A 20,139-nucleotide genomic window follows, 5' to 3' on the forward strand; every position below is an offset into this window, starting at 1 on the left:
TCGCAGGTATGTCCGCCATCAAGAAAGAGTCGAAAAACAAGAGCAAGCTGAGCTTGCTCTTGTATAGAAGGCCCCCTTTTAGGGGGTAATCACAAAGCCACCTTCTTCAGAAGGTGGTTTTTTACTGTCAGCCCTAAGCCACTGACCGCAGTCACCCATTACCAACGCCGTCGAAGCAAAGATTATTATCGTTCAATATTGGCAAAATTCTGCTGATAAAAAGACGTTGACTCTTGCAGAAAAAATGCGCGATTACTGCGGTACTATAAATTCTGCTACGGAAGTGGCATTTCCGCATTTTGGTGGTTGCTCCGTGTCACATAACTGGTACTGTGAGCAACTTCAAACTTGGCTAATAAAAGCTGTTGCTGTTGTAGTATCACCTAGCATACAGCTGCGATTACAAAACCGCTTCGGGAGATACCTACAGATGCGTGTAAATCAGCCCGTCAACCAAAAAGAAAAGCAGCTTTCCGAAACCAGTATTCTTCTCTCTACTACAGATCTGCAAGGCACAATTAAATATGTGAACAAGGATTTTGTAGATGTCAGTGAATTTACTGAGGACGAGTTACGTGGTCAGCCGCATAACCTTGTGCGCCACCCTGATATGCCACCTGCAGCCTTTGAAGGCCTTTGGCGTCGGGTTAAATCTGGTAAACCCTGGATGGGGATTGTCAAAAACCGGACTAAAAGCGGTGGACACTATTGGGTCAATGCCTATGTGTCGCCGGTAATGGAAAATGGCAAACTCCATGAATTTCAATCGGTACGCCACAGCGCTAGTCGAGAACAGATCGCCTCTGCCAGCAAGATCTATCAACAATTGAATCAGGGCAAAACGCCCGCTGAGTTGCGACCCGCACGTGTGGGATTTGCTCGTGGGTTACAACTGTCTGGTTTGTGCAGCGTGTTGTTAGGATTTGCCAGTGCGGGGTTGTCTCCCTGGTTAGGACTAGCGGTGGCGCTGGTGGCGTGGTTGCTGTTAAGCCAGTGGCAGTTGTCAGCGTTTTTCTCGCTGGTGAATAAATCGCGGAACATCATTGACGATCCCATGGCGCGGGCAGTGTATTGCGGTCGTCAGGATGAACTCGGGCAACTGAGCTTGGCAATGACTTTTTTGGTGGCGGAAACGGGCGGCGTTATCGGACGTATGGCCGATTCTGCGCATGCCATTAGTGAAGAGAGTGTCAATTTGCAGCAGACATTGCGGGCCAACGCTGAACGCGCCGAGGGGCAGAGTGAACAGACCCGGCAAGCGGGGGCGGCAATGTCAGAAATGACCGCGAGTTTCAATGAAGTTGGCAATAATGTGCAAAATGCTACAGATGAAATGACCACCAGCATGCAGGCAACACAAACCGGTCATGACAGTTTGCAGAAGGTGATCTCAGCGATTGGCATTGTGAATCAGCGGGTACGCGAGTTTGCGGTGCTGGTAGAGTCAATTCAGAAGGATAGCGCTGCCATCAGCGAAGTGTTGGATGTGATCCATGCGATTGCCGATCAGACTAACCTGCTGGCACTGAATGCCGCTATCGAGGCGGCGCGTGCAGGCGAAGCTGGCCGTGGATTTGCGGTGGTGGCCGATGAGGTACGCCATCTGGCTAGCCGTACCAGCGAATCTACCAGCCACATTGAGAGCATTATTAAGCAGTTCCAACAGACGACCCGCAATGCCGGGAGTCAGATAAAAGCAGGCGAAACTGAAGCACAGCATTCCGTTGATCTGGCTGAAGAAGCCAACCAAGCGTTTGAAGCGCTGAAGCATTCCATTAACCGCCTGGGAGAAATGAGTGAAGCCAACGCCGCGGCCTTACAACAGCAGACGTTAGTCTCTGGCGAGATTAATCGTTCCATTGTACTGATCAGCGATCTTGCCAGTGAAAGTGCGCAGCAGACATTAGAGGCGGTGGGGCGTAGTGAACAGGTGAGTCGGTTGTCGGTCAAAACCCGTCACCTGTCAGAGCAATTCTGGCATCAGAGTGTGCGCCGTAGTTGATAAATCGACGATAATTTGTGCGAACAGTACATTCATAGAGCCCACTGGTGATTTTATTCGCCGTGGGCTCTTGTGTTTTTATGTAAAAGTCCCAATCTGTATAACTAAGTCAACGGAAAAAGGGAAAGCCTATGAAAATCCAGATTTCAGGTCACCATGTTGAAGTTACCGCCTCCGTACGTGCCCATGTGGAAGAAAAATTTTCAAAAATTATTAAACATTTCCCCGGACTTATCGGATTTGATGTGATCATTGCCAAGGAACATGGTCTACATCAGGTAGATATCCGCACCAACTATGAAGGTGTCGCGGTAGCTGCTTCCGGCACCGACGAAGTGATGTATCCGGCAATCATGGTTGCCGTTAAAAAACTGGAAACCGCACTGAAACACAGAAAAGGTCAACTCAAGGCTGATTTACATGAAAAGCCGCAGTGCACCACCCCACCGATTGCCCATGAAATTATTCAGGAAATGGATTTGTCGAAATAACACCATACTGAATATTCAGCAGAAAGGCCGCAATGCGGCCTTTCTTCGTTTGTGTTCCACCAAAGTCCAATGGGCGAAATCCGCGCAAGTCGCCAACCTGTGGTTTAAGCTGAAATATATGAAAAAAATTTGAATGCTTACACCAGATATTCAGGGGGATACATGCCAAACACCCAACGTCGTTGGCCGGTAATTGCGGGCATCGTGAGTGGCTTATGCTTGCTGGAAGGATTGCAGTTGCTGGTCAATGGTAGCCTGTTGTGGCAGTTGCTGGGGGCGCTACTCTTATTGCCAGTGCTGGCACTGGTGTATTGGTTGGTCTCCCAAGCATCAGCGACTGAAGATGCAGTGGCACAGGATGACAACCGCCGAGAGGAATTACAGGCACTGCATCGTATTGCCACAGATGCCAGTCGAATTGCCATCGGTGGTGCCGAAGTTTCGCATTTTGTCGATGGTCTGCAACAGAATATTCAAGGCAGCGGTGAAGCTGCCAGCCAGATAGCTGTGGCGGCAAATCAGTTATCAGCAACCACCATTTCACTCAGTGAGCATGCCGAAGCGGTGCTGCAACAGGCCGAACAATCCCGGCACTTGAGTCTCGAAGGCCGACAATATGCGGTGTCTGGGCTGGAGGCTATTCGTACCCTCAGCCAAGATGTGGACTCGGCCGCCAGCAAGGTGGATCAGTTGCAACAACAAGCGGATGCCATTGGTAAAATTACCGAGGTGATAGATGGGGTTGCGGCGCAAACTAACTTGCTAGCGCTGAATGCTGCCATTGAGGCTGCTCGCGCGGGCGAGGCGGGGCGCGGTTTTGCGGTTGTGGCGGATGAAGTGCGCACCCTGGCGGCTAAAACGGCAGATGCCACGCAAGATATTGGCCGCATGTTAAGTCAGATCCGCCAGGATACCGAGCAGACCTCACAGCTGATGGCGACCGTGGTCGGGCGTACCTCAGAAACAGTGAATGCGATCTCGGCGCTAGAACAAAGGTTCGATGGCATTGCTGGTGGTGTGCAACAATCGACCCAAGCGTTAGCTCAGATTGAGTCAGCACTGCGGGAATACCGCGATACCACCGGTGAAATCTCAGAAGCGATTGTACGGATCAGTGACTCGCTAGCAGAAACTGGGCAGCGCAGCGAACAGATAAGCCAGCAGGCATTTGAATTTTCCAAGACGACCGAGGGCATTTTTCTGGCGCTCCGACACTGGAACACGGGCACATTTGAACAGCAGGCGTTGGCTGAGGCACAGCAAGCGGCGGCCGCATGTGGTCAGTTGCTAGAGCTGGGATTAAAGCAGGGAAAGTTTACTGAGCAGCAACTGTTTTCCCCCCAATATCAACGTATCGGCGGGGTTGAACCCGCAAAATATGCAACTGCGTTTGACGGCTATACTGACCAGTGCTTTCCGGCAGTGCAGGAGCCAATACTCAGTCGTCATCCGCAGATTATTTATGCCGGAGCGGTTGATCATAACGGCTATTTCCCCACACATAATCAACGTTTCAGTAAACCACTGACCGGCGACAACGCCAAGGACACGGCAAATAACCGCACCAAGCGTTTGTTTAATGACCCTACCGGTATCCGTTGTGGTCGCCATACGGAGCCGATGTTATTACAAACCTATAAACGGGATACAGGGGAAGTGATGCACGACTTGTCCGTCCCGGTATTTGTTAATGGCCGACACTGGGGCGGATTTCGTATCGGTTTTCGTGCGGGCTAGTCAGCCAAGTAATTGTTGAGTCAACATGGCCGTCAATTGACGCAACTGCTGTTCGTGCGGATGAGTATGCGCATAGGTACGCAAACCATAAATTGCCATCATCAGAAATTGTGCCGATGCCTGGGCTCCTGGCGCAGATGGAATTTCCCCGTCAGCAATGGCGGTGGCAAATGCGGTTTCCAGCGCTTGCTGCCATTGCTGCAGATAGGCTGACACTTTAGCTGCAACATCGGCATCCTGCTCGCCAACTTCGGTTAATATCTTCACCAGCAAGCAGCTTTGAGAGACATCGCAACTGAGGCATTCTGCGACAATTTCATCCAGATAACGCTGTATTTTCTGTTTAAACGGGACATCTTCGGCAAACAGCGCCAGCAAATGACATGTGCGATCCTCGTGATATTGATCAATCGCGGCCAGCAATAGGCCTCGCTTATTTTCAAAAGCACAATAGATGGAACCGGGATGTAAGCCGGTAGCGCGAGTCAAATCCTGCATACTGGTTTTGCTGTAACCCTTGCCCATAAAAGCATACATGGCGTTACGCAATACCTGCTGGCGATCAAATTCAGCGTTTCTCATAGTTTCTCATCCAGTCAGACATCGCAAAGTGTATTCTTTTTTGAATGAATGTTCAAAAATAACTTGCGCATGGCTGTGAGACTCTTTATCTTGAATGCCTGTTCAAGAATAACTGTCAGCGCTGAGTTAAGGTTGTGACTCTGCGGCCATTGTATTTTGAGGAAGTTTCCATGCGTGATGTTTTGTTTGAACCTTATCGTCTTAACGACAAAATTACTTTGAAAAATAGAATATTGATGGCACCGCTTACCCGTTGTATGGCCGGGCCTGGCTTAGTGCCAACCGACGAAATGGCGGCTTATTATAGCCGTCGCGCTGACGCCGGATTAATCATCAGCGAGGCCACCATTATTCGTCCAGACGGACAGGGTTATCCTAATACTCCGGGATTGTTCAGTACTGAGCAGATTTTAGGTTGGCGTAAAGTCACCGATGCTGTTCACGCAAAAGGGGGACTGATCTTCGCACAGCTATGGCATACCGGGCGAGTTGCGCACACCTTTTTCTTCGGTGGCGAGCACACGGTAGCTCCATCGGCAGTAGCGTTGAATGGTACTGTCCCGCGCATGCGTGAGCTGCAGTATGAAACCCCAAAAGCGCTGACGGTAAGTGAAATTGAACAGTTGGTTCGTGACTATGCTAAGGCTGCTGAGAATGCCATTGAAGCGGGTTTTGATGGGGTGGAGATCCATGGTGCGAATGCCTACCTGATTGACGAGTTTTTGCACCATGACAGTAACCGTCGTGATGATGATTACGGTGGTTCTCCTGAAAATATGAGCCGTTTTCCGTTGCAGGTGACAGATGCAGTTATTGCGGCCATCGGGCGTGAACGCACCGGGATACGCCTATCACCGGCGGCCTACGTGAATATGGCAACTGATGCCCGTGATCGCCAGGTATTCGACTACTTACTGCCAGCATTAGAACAGCGGCAATTGGCGTATGTGCATCTGGGGATTTTTGATGACAGTATGCAATTTGATTATCTTGGCGGCCAAGCTTCTACCTATCTACGTGAACACTATCAGCAGACGCTGGTGGGCGTAGGTGGTTACGATGCTGACAGTGCCAGCGCCGCGATTATTGCCGGTAAGTTCGATTTGATTGCCATTGGTCGGCCGTTTATCGCTAATCCTGATTATGTCGCGAGAGTACGCCAGGGTGATGCCACCAAGGCGTATTCAGATGAGATGCTGGCCACCCTGTACTGACATACATAGGTGATGGCATTATTGAGAGGTGTTGCGCGGCTGGGTTGGTTGGCCGGATAATTTCCGGCATCTGGTTGGAGTGCAACATCGCGCCATAATGGGCGAGGATCTGTTCGTAACGTCCATCATCCATGATGAGTTTCAGGCCCTGATTGAAGGCAGCGATCAGGGCCTTGCTTTTGGGGTTTTGAATGCCTGCAGCGAGATATAGGCGCTTCACCGTCAACGGTGGTCCAGTAAAATGGTAATGGTCTGCGAGTTGTAATTGATAAAAACAGTAACTCGCTACGATTTCGTCTTCCAGCGTCAGATCTAGGCGTTTAGCCGCCAGCATACGCAGATTTGCCTGCAGATCTTGATGCGGTTCGCGGGTGAAGTTGTTACTGCTGGCAAACTCTCCGGTATAGCTGTAATCACGGATGACACCAATTCTTTTGCCGCTAAGTGATGCCAGATCGCGGTATTCAAACGGATCATCTGCTCGTTTAATGAAGCGCAGCCGATTTTGCAGATAGGGTTGTGAAAACAACAACGTCTGGGTCCTTGCTGGCGATTCCCAGGTTGCCAGCAATAGATCATTCTTACCATCAATCACATCCTTCATTGCTCTAGCCCAGGGCTTGATGGTGACTTGTAAGCTTACCCCTTGAGTCTGCAGTGCAGTAGTGACGATATCCAGCGCTAATCCACTATGGCCATCGGCATTAATAAAAGGCGGCCAGGCATCATTGGTGATTGACGCAATACTGGGAAGGTCGGTTTGGGCCATCGTTGGCAAGGTCAGCAGTGACAGCATCAACACAATCCCAATGGCTCTGCTATTCATCTGCGACCTCATTGATTAACTAATATTGGTATTGGCTGTACGCAGAGTGGCAAGATTGGCAGAGGCAGCTCCCAATATACTGCGCAGTGGAAACTGTCCACGTTTATCTGCCGCGCCCGCGGGCATATCACACAGGATACTCAGAGCTTCAAGAACGTGGGTAACACTCCAGATATGGAACTTCCCCTGAGCGACTGCATCCACTACGGATTTTTTCAGCATCAGGTTGTTGACATTACTGTGTGGGATGATCACACCTTGTGTATGTTTCCGTCCTTTAAGCTGACAAACATCGAAAAAACCTTCAATTTTTTCATTGACGCCGCCAATGGGCTGAGCTTCACCAAACTGATTCATCGACCCGGTGATCGCGATATCTTGGCGAATAGCGATACCGCTGATTGCTGAAAGTATGGCACAGCATTCGGCCATCGACGCGCTGTCGCCATCAACACCGGAGTAGGATTGTTCAAAGGTAAGGGAGGTGGTCAGCGGGATTGCTTGATCTTTCGCCAGCAAGCCATTGATAAATGCCGATAAAATCCAAACGCCTTTGGAATGGATTTTACCGCCAAGGCGTACTTTGTGTTCAATATCCAATACTTCGCCTTTCCCAAAACTGGTACTGGCAGTGATACGGTTGGGCATACCAAACTGGTGATCGCTGGTGGCGATAACTGATAATGCGTTGATCTGTCCAACCGCTTTACCCTTGACCTCAAGCAGGTTAGTACCCTGAGTAAAGCCCAACATCAGTTGATCGCGTAGCTTCGATACTCGCTGCTCTTGCTGCGCTAATGCCTGTTCTACATGGGTGGCACGGATGGCTCGGGCATTGGTCGATTTGGCGCAATAATGACTTTCCCGCAATAAATTAGCCACATTGGCAGAATGCAGCGACAACTGGGTTTGATCTTCCGCCTGACGAGAACTGTATTCTATGATACGGGCAATGGCGCTATGGTCACAATGCAGCAACTGATTATCATGCACGATAGAAGAGATGAAACGGGCGTAAAGGCTTTCTACTTTGGCGCTACGCGGCATAGTGTCTTCAAAGTCAGCGGTGACTTTGAACAATTCGCAGAAGTCAGGATCATAGTGTTGCAGTAACTGATAGGTCTGATAGTCGCCAAACAACACGATTTTCACATCCAGCGGAATGGGTTGTGGTTCCAGCGAGACCGTCCCAGATAAAGAAACTTCGCGTTCCAGCGAATTAAGATCCAGCGTCCGAGAGCGCAGTGCCCGCTTTAATCCATCCCACACATAGGGCCGTTCCAGCACTTTTATTGCATCCATTAGCAACACGCCACCGTTGGCACGATGCAGGCTCCCTGAGCGGATCAGTGAGAAGTCGGTAAATACCGTACCGCGAAAGGTGGCATTCTCGACATAACCGAATAAGCCGTGATAAGTCGGATTTTCCTCTACCACCACCGGGAAGTTTGGCTGCTCTTGAGTTACCAGCAGGTTCACCTGATAACGGCGGGGCATTTTCTTTTCCAGCGAGGCATAGGCAAGTCCCAGTTGATCTTCGCTTTGCTCAAGAAAAATATCCAGATTGCCCAGCATATCTTTTTGCATCGCGGTCAAAAAATTGCGGATTTCTGGTACGGCGCGGTAATCATCTTTCAACGGCTTGAAGAAATGGCTCAAAACCTCCCGGGCGACTTGTTCATCATGTTGCTGCTGTTTAGTACTGAATTCTTCTTCCCATTCAGTTAGTTGGCGGACAATGCCCCGCAGCCGTGACTCCAGATGCCGGATATTCTCTTCAAATCTGTTACGCTCTGCTTCCGGCAACGCCGCATAGCTTTCATCGGTATGCGGTTCCTCACCATTAAGCGCCATCAGTTGATAGTCACCATCGGGGCTGATGGTCAGCCGTACCTGCTTTTCCTTGGCTTCGGTAGCCAGTTCCGCTAGGGTGGCCTCTTGGCGCTGGGTCAACTGGGTCTTCAGTTTGTCGGCTCGGCGATAGTACACTTCGTTATCAAATGCTAACGGCAGGGCTTTCACCAGCCGTAATACCGTTTTTTCCACCTCTTTTTTAAACTGGGCACCGCTGCCCGCAGGCAAACGCAGCACTTGCGGGGTTCTGGGTTCATCAAAATTCGCGACATAGCACCAGTCGTTCAGCTCCTGTTCCAACTGCTGGTGGCGCTTCAGATAACGCAGCATCATAGTGCGCTTGCCCAGACCACTACGGCCGATAGCAAAAATGTTGTAGCCCTTGTCGCGGATGGACATGGCGAACTCAACTGCGCTCTGGGCGCGTTCCTGACCGATAATATCGTCCAGCGGTTCCAGTTCACGGGTTGAATTGTTGGTTCCCAGCAGGCTGAGATCTGCCGGACGGTATAGCTGTTGTGCATCGAGGGCACTAATGGCCATGAAAGCTTCCTTGTTGTTCATCATTCAGGCATGGTTTACATGACAATAAAGGGCGCTGTACGGCAAAGCAATTGCTGCTGCAGCATTAGCGCAAGTTTTGTGCTCTAGCACACTGCTTGGGCTGGATCACGATTGCCAGTGCTGCGGACCTGCAATTTGCTGCGCTTGATATTGCTCTTGTGCCTGAATGACCTGATCTATGTTTTCTTCAATCCAGTCAGCCAGCCCCACGACTTGACGGGCAATCAACACACCATTTGTTGTTAGGGCATATTCCACATGAGGCGGTACGACTGGAAAGACAGTGCGTGCTACAAAGCCGTCACTCTCTAATTGCTGTAGTGTCTGCGCGAGCATTTTTTCACTGACACCGAGGATCTTGCGTTTCAATGCGCTGAAACGTTGCTGCTCGCCATTCAATAGCGCGAGTAATACCAGAACTCCCCAACGGCTGGTGACGTGTTTAAGCACTTCTCGAGAGGGGCATTTGTCAGAAAACAGATTGCCTCGTTGCATCTGTGCCGCTAATCCAGTTTCAGGGATTGGCTGTTTCATTATACTTACCTTTTTGTATGTACTTACCAAAAGTTTGTGTTGGCGCTAGTATAGCCACTAACGATGGCACGATACCAGTGACATTGACTTTATTGAGTAAGTTAACAAGGAGTACGAACATGTTGGCAGTAACAGGTGCAACCGGACAACTTGGCAGATTGGTCATTGATGAACTGTTAAAAAAAGTACCAGCATCGCAGATTGTGGCGGCGGTACGTAATCCAGATAAAGCACAAGCACTAGCGGCAAAAGGTATACAAGTACGGCGGGCTGATTACGACCAGCCAAATACGCTTGTCAGTGCTTTTGCAAATGTTGATAAGTTGCTGTTGATCTCTTCCAGTGAAGTGGGGAAAAGAACCGAGCAGCACAAAGCGGTGATTGATGCGGCAAAAGCCGCCGGTGTCAGTTTGCTGGCCTATACCAGCTTGTTGCATGCCGACACATCACCTCTAATGTTAGCCACAGAACATGTTGCTACCGAAACCTATATCAAACAGAGCGGTATCCCAGCGGTTATTTTGCGCAATGGTTGGTACAGTGAAAACTATACCGGCAGTGTGGCTGCCGCCATTAGCCATGGTGCGGTATTTGGTTGTGCAAGGGAGGGCAAATTGGCGACTGCCAGCCGCGCGGATTATGCCGCTGCGGCTGCGATTGCTTTAACGCAACCTGATCAAGCTGGCAAAGTATATGAGCTGGCAGGGGACGATGCCTTTACTTTGTCGCAATTTGCTTCATACATCAGTGCTGCCAGCGGCCAAAAGGTCGAATATAACAATTTATCACAGGCTGAATATACCAAATTACTGGAACAAGTCGGTTTACCAGCAGCAGTTGCTGCAATGTTGGGTGACTCTGAAGCGGGGGCGGCAGAAGGCGCTTTGTTCGATGACAGTAAACAGTTGTCGATGCTGATTGGCCGTGCAACCACACCTATTGAACAGAGTATTAAACGCGTACTCTGATATATAGCTACATTAGATATTTGAAAATTAGGATTTGCCTAAATGGCAAATCCTACGCGAACATATATGGGATTTGCCACCTGTATCTGCGTCGCTTAATATTTCTTAGGCAATCTTACCAGAGACACTATTTAACAATGTAATAGATTGTTTATGTTAAATTTTACCATGCTGCCAATGATGCAGTAAGCGCACCTGCTCAAGTAACAGTTTTCTATTGTCATCAGAAAGTTCGTGGAACAGCCTCAACAGTATTTGCGTTTCGGGTGCCGCAATTACGTCATTATGGTTTGAATAACCATCTGCATCAGTAACGTTCTGTACAATCCCTTTCTCACAGGCAGCGTAAAGGTTGGACGGCGTTGTACCCAGCGCATCTGCCAATTTAATCAGTAACTTCTGTGAAGGTTGGCGTAAGCCATTTTCAATGCGAGAGACGTTGCTGGTCGCTATGTCAGCATCCAGAGCGAGCTGTTCTTGTGTCAGTTTGCGTTTGATACGCAAAACCCTAATAGCGTTTCCTATATGCATGATTCGATTATCCATGGCGTATTGCCAAATAGGCAAAACCGTATAGGCAAATTGCTTGACACAATGTTCCTTATAGGCAATATTCTGGAATTGATTTGATGACACAATGATAAATGTAGACCACAGCGCTGATAACAGACGATATCCGCTGCAGCCTGGGGCTGCTTGTCAGGTGCCTTGATTAACATCAGGAAAAGGAAGTCAATGTGCTGGGTAATAGTAGTACTCTCCGGCGGGAATACGAATTGCTGGAACAACTTACTGATAGCATAGTGGTGGTGAATGCTGTCGGTAATATTCTTTTAGTTAATAAACCAGCGTTGAAGCGCTGGCGTTATCAGTCTGAACAGTTGCTCGGTGAATCCATTTTCCAATTGCTGGACGAGTCTGAAAGCCGCATATCTCTACCGTTAAGTCAGATGGTCGGCAAGATTGTTGATGTGAAACTGCGACAGGGCAATGGCGAATATCGCAAAGTTGTTATGTCGGTATCCAAACTGCAATGCGAGCAACAGACGCTCTACTTGCTTATTGTCAAATACAGTTATCCGTTAGCACTTCCCAGAAGCACGGTGTCACCGCAGTATTGTAAGTTACTCTCGTTTAGACCCGCTAATGCCAACTCTCAGGAACAAACAGGAGCTGCAACCAGCCATCTGTCATTGGCTGACGACTTACGCGAGGCCATTGCACAACAACAGTTACAGCTTTACTTTCAGCCGCAAATTGACATTGATGCGGGCAGTGTCTGTGGTGTAGAGGCTCTCTGCCGCTGGTTTCACTGCGAATATGGCATGATCCCGCCGGACAAATTCATCACGCTGGCAGAATCGGTGGGAATCATCACTGACCTTGATCTCTGGGTGCTAAGGGCATCCTGTCAGCAGCTGTTGCAGTGGCGTTCTAAGGGATTATCGATCCCGGCTATTTCTGTCAACTTGTCATCAGTGAATTTACGCTATCCGGCGTTACCTGAATTGATCTCCCAAGTGTTGCAGGAAAGTCAGTTGACCACCGATGACGTGATCATTGAGATCACTGAAAGTGGATTTGTCGAGCACGAACCGATTGTGCAGGACGTTATTAATAAATTGCACGCTAATGGCATTCAACTGTCTGTCGATGATTTCGGCATCGGTTATTCCAATCTGAGCCGCTTGCAGACACTGCCTGTGAGCCAGTTGAAGCTAGATCGGAGCCTGATAGAGCATATTGAGACCAGTGGCATTGCTCGGTCAATCAGTGAGGCGGCACTGCAGATTGGTAAGAGCATGAAGCTACAAGTGGTCGCAGAAGGGGTTGAATCAGAAAAACAATATCAGATCTTGAAGGCGTTGGGCTTTCATGTTGCGCAGGGCTATCTGTTTTCCGCCCCGCTGAATGTTTCCCAGTTCGAGCTCTGGGTCCTTTCCCATTAAGAAGACGGAGTTGTGAGATGTCGATGATTCGCGCGGTCGGGATTGCTAAACGTTCATTTTTCTCTTTTGGTTTGCTGGGTGCCGTGACATTACTGCTGGGGTTGTTTGCGGTAATGCAACTGAGCATCTTGAAAGACGATATTGATGTCATCAGCCAGCAATGGTTACCTGCAGTGGCCAAGACGGGTGAGATGCAGCGGGATTTTCTCAGCTTACGGATAAGTGCCAGCGATATTTTTAATCGCAATGATAACGACAGTATCGCGAGAATATCGGCCGATATAAGCCAGTGGTCTGAAAAACTACGTGCCGCGGAACAGCAGTTGCAACACTTTATGGTGACCGACGACGCCAAGCGACTATTTACATCAGTTATTGAGTTAAGAGAGAACTATATTGCTGCCGTACATCAGATAGTTACGCTAATACAACAGGGGAGCGTAGACGATGCGATTCAGTTGCGCAGCCAAGATGTTCAGCCGATTTCAGCGCGTCTGGTTACGGCATTGAATGAGCTGTCAGCGCATCAGATAGCGCAGGCGTCCGCCGCTTCATCACAGGCACTCAATGTGTTCGCTAAAGCTCGAACCGCTTTAGTCGTCGGGGCTGGGGTGGCACTGGCGATTGTATTGGTACTGGCGTGGTTGTTCAGCCGCAGCCTGATCACGCCTTTGCGCGAAGCAGTTGACGTTGCGCGGACCATCTCTTCGGGAAATCTAACGCTGGAATTTAGCGACGACGGTCATGATGAAGCCGCGGACATGATTGCCGCACTCAAACAAATGCAGCATAAGTTGCGCGATGCCATGCACACCATAGGCGATTCTTCCAGCCAATTGGCCACGACTTCTGAAGAACTAAGTGTGGTGACAGGCCAGTCGACACAAATCACCACCGAACAGAGTGACCAGTTGCAGCAGGCGGCATCGGCGGTAAATGAACTAACCGTTGCCATTGATGATGTTGCCAGAAGCGCTGCCACAACCTCTGACAATTCCAACCTCGTCAATGAAAAAACCGCCCAAGGGCAGCACAAAGTCAACCTGACCATTCAGACAATAGAGGCTTTAGTTGAGGGCATCAAACAATCTTCCACCGGGATCAGCCAGTTGGCGCAGCGGGTGAAGGATATTGGTTCGGTGATGGATGTTATTCGCGGTGTGGCAGAACAAACCAATTTACTGGCATTGAATGCAGCTATTGAGGCGGCACGAGCCGGAGAACAGGGTCGGGGTTTTGCGGTGGTAGCCGATGAAGTGCGGGCGCTGGCCTATCGGACACAGGAGTCTACCTCCGAAATTGAGACCATGATTAAGTCCGTTGAAACCGAAACCGCCAATGCCGTAAATAATATGTCACAAAGTAACCTTCGGGCGGTGGAAACACTGACGGTTGCCAACGAAGCCGGGCAGGCGCTGACAGAGATTGCTTCGCTGATCAACGATATCAGTCAGCAGAACTTGACGATTGCGGCGGCAGCAGAAGAGCAGGCCACGGTTGCCAGGACTGTAGATAGTAGTCTGGTGTCTATCCGGGATCTGTCGGTGCAGACGGCGGCCGGTTCACAACAAACAAGTGCCTCAAGTGCTGAACTTGCCAGGCTGGCAGAAAAGTTAAATGAGTTGATATCGCACTTCAAATATTAGATGTCGATATCTCTTGTACCACACTGCGCTTAAAGCGGTCGCAGAGAGCACCAAGTAGCTTGCTGAAAGTCAACAAATCAGTAATATTGCCTCGGTGTTTCCTTGAATCTCTTTATGTCAAAGGTGTGATAATTATGTCTAAACTCGAAATTGCACTCGAGCAGCTGTTGTTCCGTTCGCGCTGGTTACTGGCGCCGTTCTTTTTCGGGTTGATGCTGGCGGTGCTAGCGTTGCTGGTGAAGTTTGTTAAAGAGCTGTTTCATCTGCTAGCGGGGATCCTCAGTGGCACGCCGGAAGAGTCAATTGTCAGCATTCTGACCTTGGTAGATAGTGCCTTGTTGGCGAGCCTGTTATTGATAATTGCTTTCAGTGGTTACGAGAACTTCGTGTCAAAAATGTCGGTCGATGATCACGAAGATCGTCCGGCCTGGATGGGCAAAGTTGGTTTTGCTGATCTTAAATTGAAACTGATTGGTGCCATTGTGGCTATTTCGGCGGTTGAATTGCTCAAGGCCTTTGTGGCTGCTGGCGAACTCAGCAGCGATGTATTGGGCTGGAAGGTCGGCATTCATCTGACATTTGTGGTTTCCGGCGTGTTATTTGCCGTCACAGATGCTATCGCCGACCGCGAGAAAAAACACTGACGGTCAGCGAGCATTTAGCGACTTAAATGTTCTTGTTATAACTGATCATCAGGCACTACCCGCAGCGGCAACAGGTCGCTGTCGGTGGTGATGATCAGCGAATCATCGACCCGCACACAACTGCCACCGTAACTCCCCGCTACCGCAAAGGTACAAACCTGTACTCGGTAGCCGTCAATTTTCGGCAGTCGCCACAACTCCTGATAAACCTGTTGCTGGTGGGCAAAGCGGCCTTCGGTTTGTCCCAGCTGTTGCTCGTGTTTGTCCACCAGACTGATGTTGTCGCCACAGCGCCCGGCAATCGGTTTAATCACATAACCATGCTGCTTAAGCTCGTCTGTTAGTTCAAAGGCGCAGTCCAGCAGATAACGATGTTGCGGGAACAAACTCCATAGCACTGGCAGAATTGCCTTATTACTGGGGATCAATGTCCACAATGGTTCAAAAACCTGTACTGTGGGGCGCAACAACACATCGACCAGTCGTACCGGGGTGTTGGGCGCTCCGGTCTGGATCGGCGGCGCGCGGTCATCGTCTTCACATTCGGCGCGAATTTGCTCCAGTGCCGTTTCCCAAGCCCAAGTTTTCCAGACGCAGTTGATGGTTTCACCGGCTTCGTCGACCACTTCTCCGGCATCATTCCAATGCAGTCGCTGCAATCCCCGTACAATCTTGCTGCTGATCCCGGCTTTGGTCATCGCTCGCTGCATAAACAGTGCGTGATAGTTTTCTTCTTTATCGTCATCCTGAAGAATGTGCACCATGCCGCTGGCATCGCTGTGGCGCCAGGCTTCAACTAAGGTTGATAGCAGTCCTTCGGCGGCATCTTCGCCGTCCACAGCGCCAGCCTGTTTGGCCCATAATCCTTGGATCAGCCCCGCCTCTGTATGGCAGGAGGCGGAGTCCGCATTGTATTCGTAGACCTTAAGCCCTTTGTGGGACAGGCAGAAGTCAAACCGACCATTGATCATCTGGTGGCGCCGAGTTTGCCAGGAGCGCTTTAAGCGTGGCCACAACACTTTAGGAATGTTGAAGTTTGTCAGTAGTTCGTCATCGCGCAGTACCTGCTCCGTGGCATGCAGATACATCAAATGTAGCTCGTTGGTGGCGCGGATAAGCTCTCGTTCCGCGGTTTCCGACATGCGAAAATAGCGAAATTGCTCTGTGGGCTTATCGGTGAGGAAATGTCCCCCCATGGCATGCACAAACGCCAGTTGCAGGGGGTCTTGTTGATCCAGCCAAGGGGTATTGAATTGTCCTCTATCAGCGACTTTGCGGCTGTTTAAGTCGAACAGCTTGGGGTCGGTCCGGTGTGCGGGTTCGGCATAAGTCGTGTCATCGGTCTGGATCATCCAGCCAAGAATGCGCGTGTCACAAAAACCTTCGACGATGCGATAGCCATTATTAGCTGTGCGTTCGAGCTGTAACTCGCGACACCATTGCTGTCCGGGGGGTAATTTGCAATGCTCCAGATTCTGCTCGGCAACCCGTACGCGGTCCGGTAGCACTTCGGTAATCACCGCAACATGGCCGGTAACGTCGAATTCTCCACCAGCCGCCCAGATCAATAGCGCGCCAGCTTCTGGCATTTTCTGGCTGCCGTTAGCAAAAGCCTGCAGTGGTAGCAGTCCGTCATCTTCGACCCGACGCAGGTGTCTTAAGGTATATATATCGTAGGCCATAGGCACATCGGTAAATACCAGCCCACGGTTGAGGTACAACCAACGCCTGGCAAATTCCACACATTGCCATTTGTGTCCCATGTATTCGTTACCGATATAGCTACGGTAGGCGCTATGATCACGAAACTGTGCCGGATCGGCGCTGTGGTAGTCACTGGAGTAAATGGCAACGCCTCCGGGCGCGTGTCCGAGCACTGTTCCGAACGGTTCCGGCGGAAACTGTAACTTATGCAAACCTGTATTCCTTTGGCTTGAATGTCATTGGCCGCAGCATAACGCTGTTACAAAAGCGGGGGAATAGCTGGAGATAAATGTTTGTGCGGCGCTGACGGCAAAACCGTCAGACGCGAAAGTCGGGATACGCCTGTTGATCCTGCAGACCAAAGAAGCGGGTCATAAAGCGGCGTTGGGTGGCCAGCAGTTTGCCTGCACGCTCATTCATCATGTGGCAGGTTTGAGTTTTCAGATTTAATTCTTGTATTAACTCCCCCACTTTTTCGCGAGTGGGGGAAGGTAACTTTTCCTGAAGTAACGTTAACCCCGCTCGATTTGCTGGCAGACCTAACTGTTGTAGAAACTGCTCACGTTCGAGATTTGACTGACGCAAATCCTGAATAAGTGTAATGATCTGCTGGTTAAGCCAGTTCAGTTCTTCGGCACGCCGGCTGCTAAGTAATTCATATTGGTTATCCATATGGCCGATAAGCCGATTCAGCTGTGCCACATCTTGTCTCATGCTGTCAAAAAACGCTTTGAGATTGTTAATGGTCATAGCCGGTGCATATCCATGATGGCGTTGACTAAAGCCTCTTCATCCAGTGGCAGTTCACCATTTTCAATGGCATTGCGCATCGCCATTACTTTGTCCATATCCACTTCATCCCGTTCTGACAAGCCAGCATAAACATCGCTCGCAGAACGACTCAGGGCGCTTAACTGCGCAGTATTAGCATTGTTTCTGGACACCTCACCACTACCCGGCTGTGATCCTTTACCTGTGTTAGGGGTATCTGCTTTCAGGTTGTCCAGCGGGATAATGCCCTGATTGCTTATCTTCATAAGGTTAATCTCCTGGGGGTCTATGAGTTACAGGCGACCATATTTATCACAAACTTAAATTATTTTGCTGTGAAGTCGATTTCCACTAAACCACTGCCCTCTGCTACCCCTTGTAGCACTTTACCAGAGCTGTTGTTCTGTACTTTTAGGCGCTCACCTTTGCGGGCATCCTCTAGCGCTGTGCCTTTGGTGACAGCGGCAAAGCCGTTAATTGTGATGCGCATGGTCACCAGATCGCCACGACTGATAACATACGGATTTTCCAGTAAGAATGGTGATACCACTGCGCCACGGTTGAGTCGGCGTTTGGTGACTTGGCCGACAGCATCGTTGAGGTGAAACAGCGGTGTTCTGCTTAAGCTTCCCAGCTCCTGTAGCTGTAGCTTCAATACCGATTGACTTAGCTGCGTATCCTTTGCCACCGGGGCGGCGGCCACCACCACCTTAGCCCAATATTTCACTTCTGCTGTGGCTCTTCCGGTCCAAGTGACCGGGGCCAGACATTCTATGCGATAACTCAAACGCCCCAGCGGCGGTTCGGTTGATTGTGGTCGCTCAAAACGCCATTGACTGCAGGATTGTTGTTCTGCACCACCGGAAAAATGCAGCTCAATCTGTTGCTTCTGACTGCGGATCCCTAGCCGCTGGCCATATTGTGTAAGCTCTTTTTCTACATGTTGTTGTAATGCGGCAGCAAGCGCTGAAGTCGCCTGCGCAGGTGGCGCTAGCAGTAGCGGAAACAGTAGCCAGTATCGCTTCCGTAGCGGAAAAAATGTTTCCTTATGATACTGATTTCTTCCAAATTTAAATTTTATCATGTTGATATTTAAAGGTTTTAATTTATGGCATAAAGCTTGTTTTATAGAAGGCAAGATTCATACCTGAACAGGGTTCAACACAGTGGGACCATTTGATAACGCATTCGGTGTACATCCCTACTCAATGCAACTGCGTTTAGAGCGAGCCGAAATTATTGCAGGCAATCTCGCCAATGTAGATACCCCGGGCTTCAAAGCCAGGGATATTGATTACAACAGTGTGATGCAGGATGTGCAACAGCAGGTACAAATGACCTCAGATGCGCGACTGAATATGAACGAACATCCGCTCATGTATCGCATTCCCTATCAGCCATCAGCGGATGGCAACAGTGTTGAGTTAAACGTTGAGCAGGCCAATTTTGCCAAAAACACCATGGATTTTCAGACCAGCCTGACGTTTCTCAATATGAAGATTAACGGGCTGTACAGTGCCATTAAAGGGAAATAGTCATGTCTTTCAACCATATCTATGACATCAATGGCAGTGCCATGAATGCACAGGTAATGCGCCTGGATACTATCGCCTCTAACTTGGCGAACGCTGACACTGCCGCACCTAGTGCCGATACCGCCTATCATGCTCTGAAACCAGTGTTTTCGGCACTTTATCAGGCAGGGAATGGTGAGGATAACAGCAGTGTTGCTGCCAGTGTGCGTATGTTGGGGGTCGTTTCGTCAGACCGACCAGTTGAACAACGTTATGAACCGAATAATCCACTGGCGGATCAGGATGGCTATGTTTTTTACTCCAATGTGAATTCTTTGGAAGAAATGGCTGACATGATGTCGGCGTCCCGTAGTTACCAGACCTCTGTGGAAGTCATGGGCAAGGTCACCAGTATGCAGCAAAGCATTTTAAAACTGGGCCAGTGAGCAGGAGCGGAAAATGAGTGTTGATAGTGTAACCGGGGCCGCGTCTTCCTCTGCGACTAGCAATAGCAATCCAATGATTGCCAGTAATGGCGAAGATCTATCCAACATGTTCCTCAATTTGTTGGTCGCACAGATAAGTCATCAGAATCCGCTGAATCCACAAGACGGCACCCAGTTTGTTAGCCAGTTGGCACAGTTCAGCAGTTTAGAGTCGTTGCAAAGCATCAAACAGAACACGGCGGCCAATCAAACATCGCTGAATAGTCTGCAAGTGTTGGAAGCAACCAAATTGGTAGGTACGGATGTAAACGTTCAGACCAATACTCAGGTGCTCGAACAACCTGGAAATATTAAAGGACAGGTGAATTTGTCCGCGGCGGTAGATTCGGTCACCGCGCAACTCTATAACGCTGATGGTGAACTTATCGAACAACAGCAGTTGCCATACAGCGGCGAGGGAACCCTCAACTTCCAATTTGAGGATCAGGATGCAGGTGTCTATACCGTCAAGGTTTATGCAGAGTCCAATGGCCTGACCGCTAACCTACAACCCTGGCTGAGTGGGCAGGTTGAGCGCGTATCAGTCGGTAATTCTGCGGCAGATATTTTGTTGCAAGTAAATGGTTTGGGTAATTTTAATTTGTCTGATATCAATCAGTTAGTCACTCAGAGCTAACCACTAAGGACGCTAAT

The 20,139-nt window shown here is 49.7% G+C and carries 20 protein-coding genes; 11 read left to right on the top strand and 9 right to left on the bottom strand.

Features of this window, described 5'->3' with window-relative positions; translation table 11 throughout:
• The first annotated feature begins 430 nt into the window (after positions 1 to 430).
• The 3 genes from J3L11_RS10755 to J3L11_RS10765 all read left to right on the top strand — a co-directional run bounded on the left by J3L11_RS10755 (position 431) and on the right by J3L11_RS10765 (position 4,230).
• Entirely contained in the window at positions 431 to 2,002 is a 1,572-nt protein-coding gene (locus tag J3L11_RS10755; protein WP_207570983.1) for a PAS domain-containing methyl-accepting chemotaxis protein, read from the top strand.
• Positions 2,003 to 2,133: 131 nt separating this feature from the next.
• On the top strand, positions 2,134 to 2,493 hold the full coding sequence (gene raiA / locus J3L11_RS10760; protein WP_133039675.1) for a ribosome-associated translation inhibitor RaiA: 360 nt from the start codon (positions 2,134 to 2,136) through the stop codon (positions 2,491 to 2,493).
• Between the two features lie 162 nt (positions 2,494 to 2,655).
• The gene (locus J3L11_RS10765; RefSeq protein WP_207570984.1) at positions 2,656 to 4,230 is read left to right on the top strand and encodes a methyl-accepting chemotaxis protein; all 1,575 of its coding nucleotides are present in this window, start codon (positions 2,656 to 2,658) and stop codon (positions 4,228 to 4,230) included.
• On the opposite strand, the gene J3L11_RS10770 is transcribed toward J3L11_RS10765, so the two are convergent.
• A complete protein-coding gene (locus J3L11_RS10770; RefSeq protein ID WP_189618782.1) occupies positions 4,231 to 4,812 on the bottom strand; it encodes a TetR/AcrR family transcriptional regulator in 582 nt (193 codons plus the stop codon).
• Positions 4,813 to 4,982: 170 nt separating this feature from the next.
• Here J3L11_RS10770 and J3L11_RS10775 point away from each other — a divergent pair, with 170 nt between their 5' ends.
• A complete protein-coding gene (locus tag J3L11_RS10775) occupies positions 4,983 to 6,026 on the top strand; it encodes an alkene reductase (protein ID WP_207570985.1) in 1,044 nt (347 codons plus the stop codon).
• Here the strand turns inward: J3L11_RS10775 and J3L11_RS10780 are convergent.
• The 3 genes from J3L11_RS10780 to J3L11_RS10790 form a co-directional block, all read right to left on the bottom strand.
• A complete protein-coding gene (locus tag J3L11_RS10780; protein WP_207570986.1) occupies positions 5,944 to 6,852 on the bottom strand; it encodes a transporter substrate-binding domain-containing protein in 909 nt (302 codons plus the stop codon). The two genes, J3L11_RS10775 and J3L11_RS10780, sit on opposite strands and share 83 nt — an antisense overlap.
• A 15-nt stretch (positions 6,853 to 6,867) precedes the next feature.
• Positions 6,868 to 9,249, bottom strand: a complete 2,382-nt coding sequence (locus J3L11_RS10785) for an ATP-binding protein (protein ID WP_207570987.1) — start codon at positions 9,247 to 9,249, stop codon at positions 6,868 to 6,870.
• A gap of 126 nt (positions 9,250 to 9,375) precedes the next feature.
• A complete protein-coding gene (locus J3L11_RS10790) occupies positions 9,376 to 9,804 on the bottom strand; it encodes a helix-turn-helix domain-containing protein (RefSeq protein ID WP_189618778.1) in 429 nt (142 codons plus the stop codon).
• A 119-nt stretch (positions 9,805 to 9,923) separates the two neighbouring features.
• Here J3L11_RS10790 and J3L11_RS10795 point away from each other — a divergent pair, with 119 nt between their 5' ends.
• Positions 9,924 to 10,772, top strand: coding sequence for an SDR family oxidoreductase (locus tag J3L11_RS10795; RefSeq protein WP_207570988.1), 849 nt, complete (start codon positions 9,924 to 9,926; stop codon positions 10,770 to 10,772).
• 156 nt (positions 10,773 to 10,928) lie between these two features.
• Here the strand turns inward: J3L11_RS10795 and J3L11_RS10800 are convergent, their stop codons facing one another.
• Positions 10,929 to 11,303, bottom strand: coding sequence for a helix-turn-helix transcriptional regulator (locus J3L11_RS10800; RefSeq protein WP_189618789.1), 375 nt, complete (start codon positions 11,301 to 11,303; stop codon positions 10,929 to 10,931).
• 206 nt (positions 11,304 to 11,509) lie between these two features.
• Between J3L11_RS10800 and J3L11_RS10805 the strand changes: the two genes are divergently transcribed.
• The 3 genes from J3L11_RS10805 to J3L11_RS10815 all read left to right on the top strand — a co-directional run bounded on the left by J3L11_RS10805 (position 11,510) and on the right by J3L11_RS10815 (position 15,011).
• Positions 11,510 to 12,721, top strand: coding sequence for an EAL domain-containing protein (locus J3L11_RS10805; RefSeq protein WP_207570989.1), 1,212 nt, complete (start codon positions 11,510 to 11,512; stop codon positions 12,719 to 12,721).
• Positions 12,722 to 12,738: 17 nt separating this feature from the next.
• The gene (locus J3L11_RS10810; protein WP_189618775.1) at positions 12,739 to 14,367 is read left to right on the top strand and encodes a methyl-accepting chemotaxis protein; all 1,629 of its coding nucleotides are present in this window, start codon (positions 12,739 to 12,741) and stop codon (positions 14,365 to 14,367) included.
• Positions 14,368 to 14,501: 134 nt separating this feature from the next.
• Positions 14,502 to 15,011, top strand: a complete 510-nt coding sequence (locus tag J3L11_RS10815) for a TIGR00645 family protein (protein ID WP_189618774.1) — start codon at positions 14,502 to 14,504, stop codon at positions 15,009 to 15,011.
• Between the two features lie 35 nt (positions 15,012 to 15,046).
• Here J3L11_RS10815 and gss read toward each other — a convergent pair whose 3' ends face one another.
• The 4 genes from gss to flgA all read right to left on the bottom strand — a co-directional run bounded on the left by gss (position 15,047) and on the right by flgA (position 18,570).
• Positions 15,047 to 16,927: a bifunctional glutathionylspermidine amidase/synthase gene (gene gss, locus J3L11_RS10820; RefSeq protein ID WP_207570990.1), complete on the bottom strand. Its 1,881-nt coding sequence runs from the start codon at positions 16,925 to 16,927 to the stop codon at positions 15,047 to 15,049.
• Positions 16,928 to 17,033: 106 nt separating this feature from the next.
• Positions 17,034 to 17,465 carry a flagellar export chaperone FlgN gene (flgN, locus tag J3L11_RS10825; RefSeq protein WP_133039687.1) on the bottom strand — a complete coding sequence of 144 codons (432 nt, stop codon included), beginning with the start codon at positions 17,463 to 17,465 and terminating at the stop codon, positions 17,034 to 17,036.
• Positions 17,462 to 17,752 carry a flagellar biosynthesis anti-sigma factor FlgM gene (gene flgM, locus J3L11_RS10830; RefSeq protein ID WP_189618771.1) on the bottom strand — a complete coding sequence of 97 codons (291 nt, stop codon included), beginning with the start codon at positions 17,750 to 17,752 and terminating at the stop codon, positions 17,462 to 17,464. Before flgM ends, flgN begins: the two co-directional genes overlap by 4 nt.
• 59 nt (positions 17,753 to 17,811) lie before the next feature.
• Positions 17,812 to 18,570 carry a flagellar basal body P-ring formation chaperone FlgA gene (gene flgA / locus J3L11_RS10835; protein ID WP_207570991.1) on the bottom strand — a complete coding sequence of 253 codons (759 nt, stop codon included), beginning with the start codon at positions 18,568 to 18,570 and terminating at the stop codon, positions 17,812 to 17,814.
• 82 nt (positions 18,571 to 18,652) lie between these two features.
• Between flgA and flgB the strand changes: the two genes are divergently transcribed.
• Genes flgB through J3L11_RS10850 form a run of 3 tightly spaced genes read left to right on the top strand, consistent with a single transcriptional unit; the run spans position 18,653 to position 20,122 of the window.
• Positions 18,653 to 19,021 carry a flagellar basal body rod protein FlgB gene (gene flgB, locus J3L11_RS10840; RefSeq protein WP_189618769.1) on the top strand — a complete coding sequence of 123 codons (369 nt, stop codon included), beginning with the start codon at positions 18,653 to 18,655 and terminating at the stop codon, positions 19,019 to 19,021.
• 2 nt (positions 19,022 to 19,023) lie between these two features.
• Positions 19,024 to 19,446, top strand: a complete 423-nt coding sequence (flgC, locus tag J3L11_RS10845; protein ID WP_207570992.1) for a flagellar basal body rod protein FlgC — start codon at positions 19,024 to 19,026, stop codon at positions 19,444 to 19,446.
• 13 nt (positions 19,447 to 19,459) lie between these two features.
• Positions 19,460 to 20,122, top strand: a complete 663-nt coding sequence (locus J3L11_RS10850; protein ID WP_189618767.1) for a flagellar hook capping FlgD N-terminal domain-containing protein — start codon at positions 19,460 to 19,462, stop codon at positions 20,120 to 20,122.
• Positions 20,123 to 20,139: the final 17 nt, after the last annotated feature.

The organism is Shewanella sp. 4t3-1-2LB, from assembly GCF_017368415.1.
GTDB classification, from domain to species: Bacteria; Pseudomonadota; Gammaproteobacteria; order Enterobacterales; family Shewanellaceae; genus Shewanella; species Shewanella fodinae.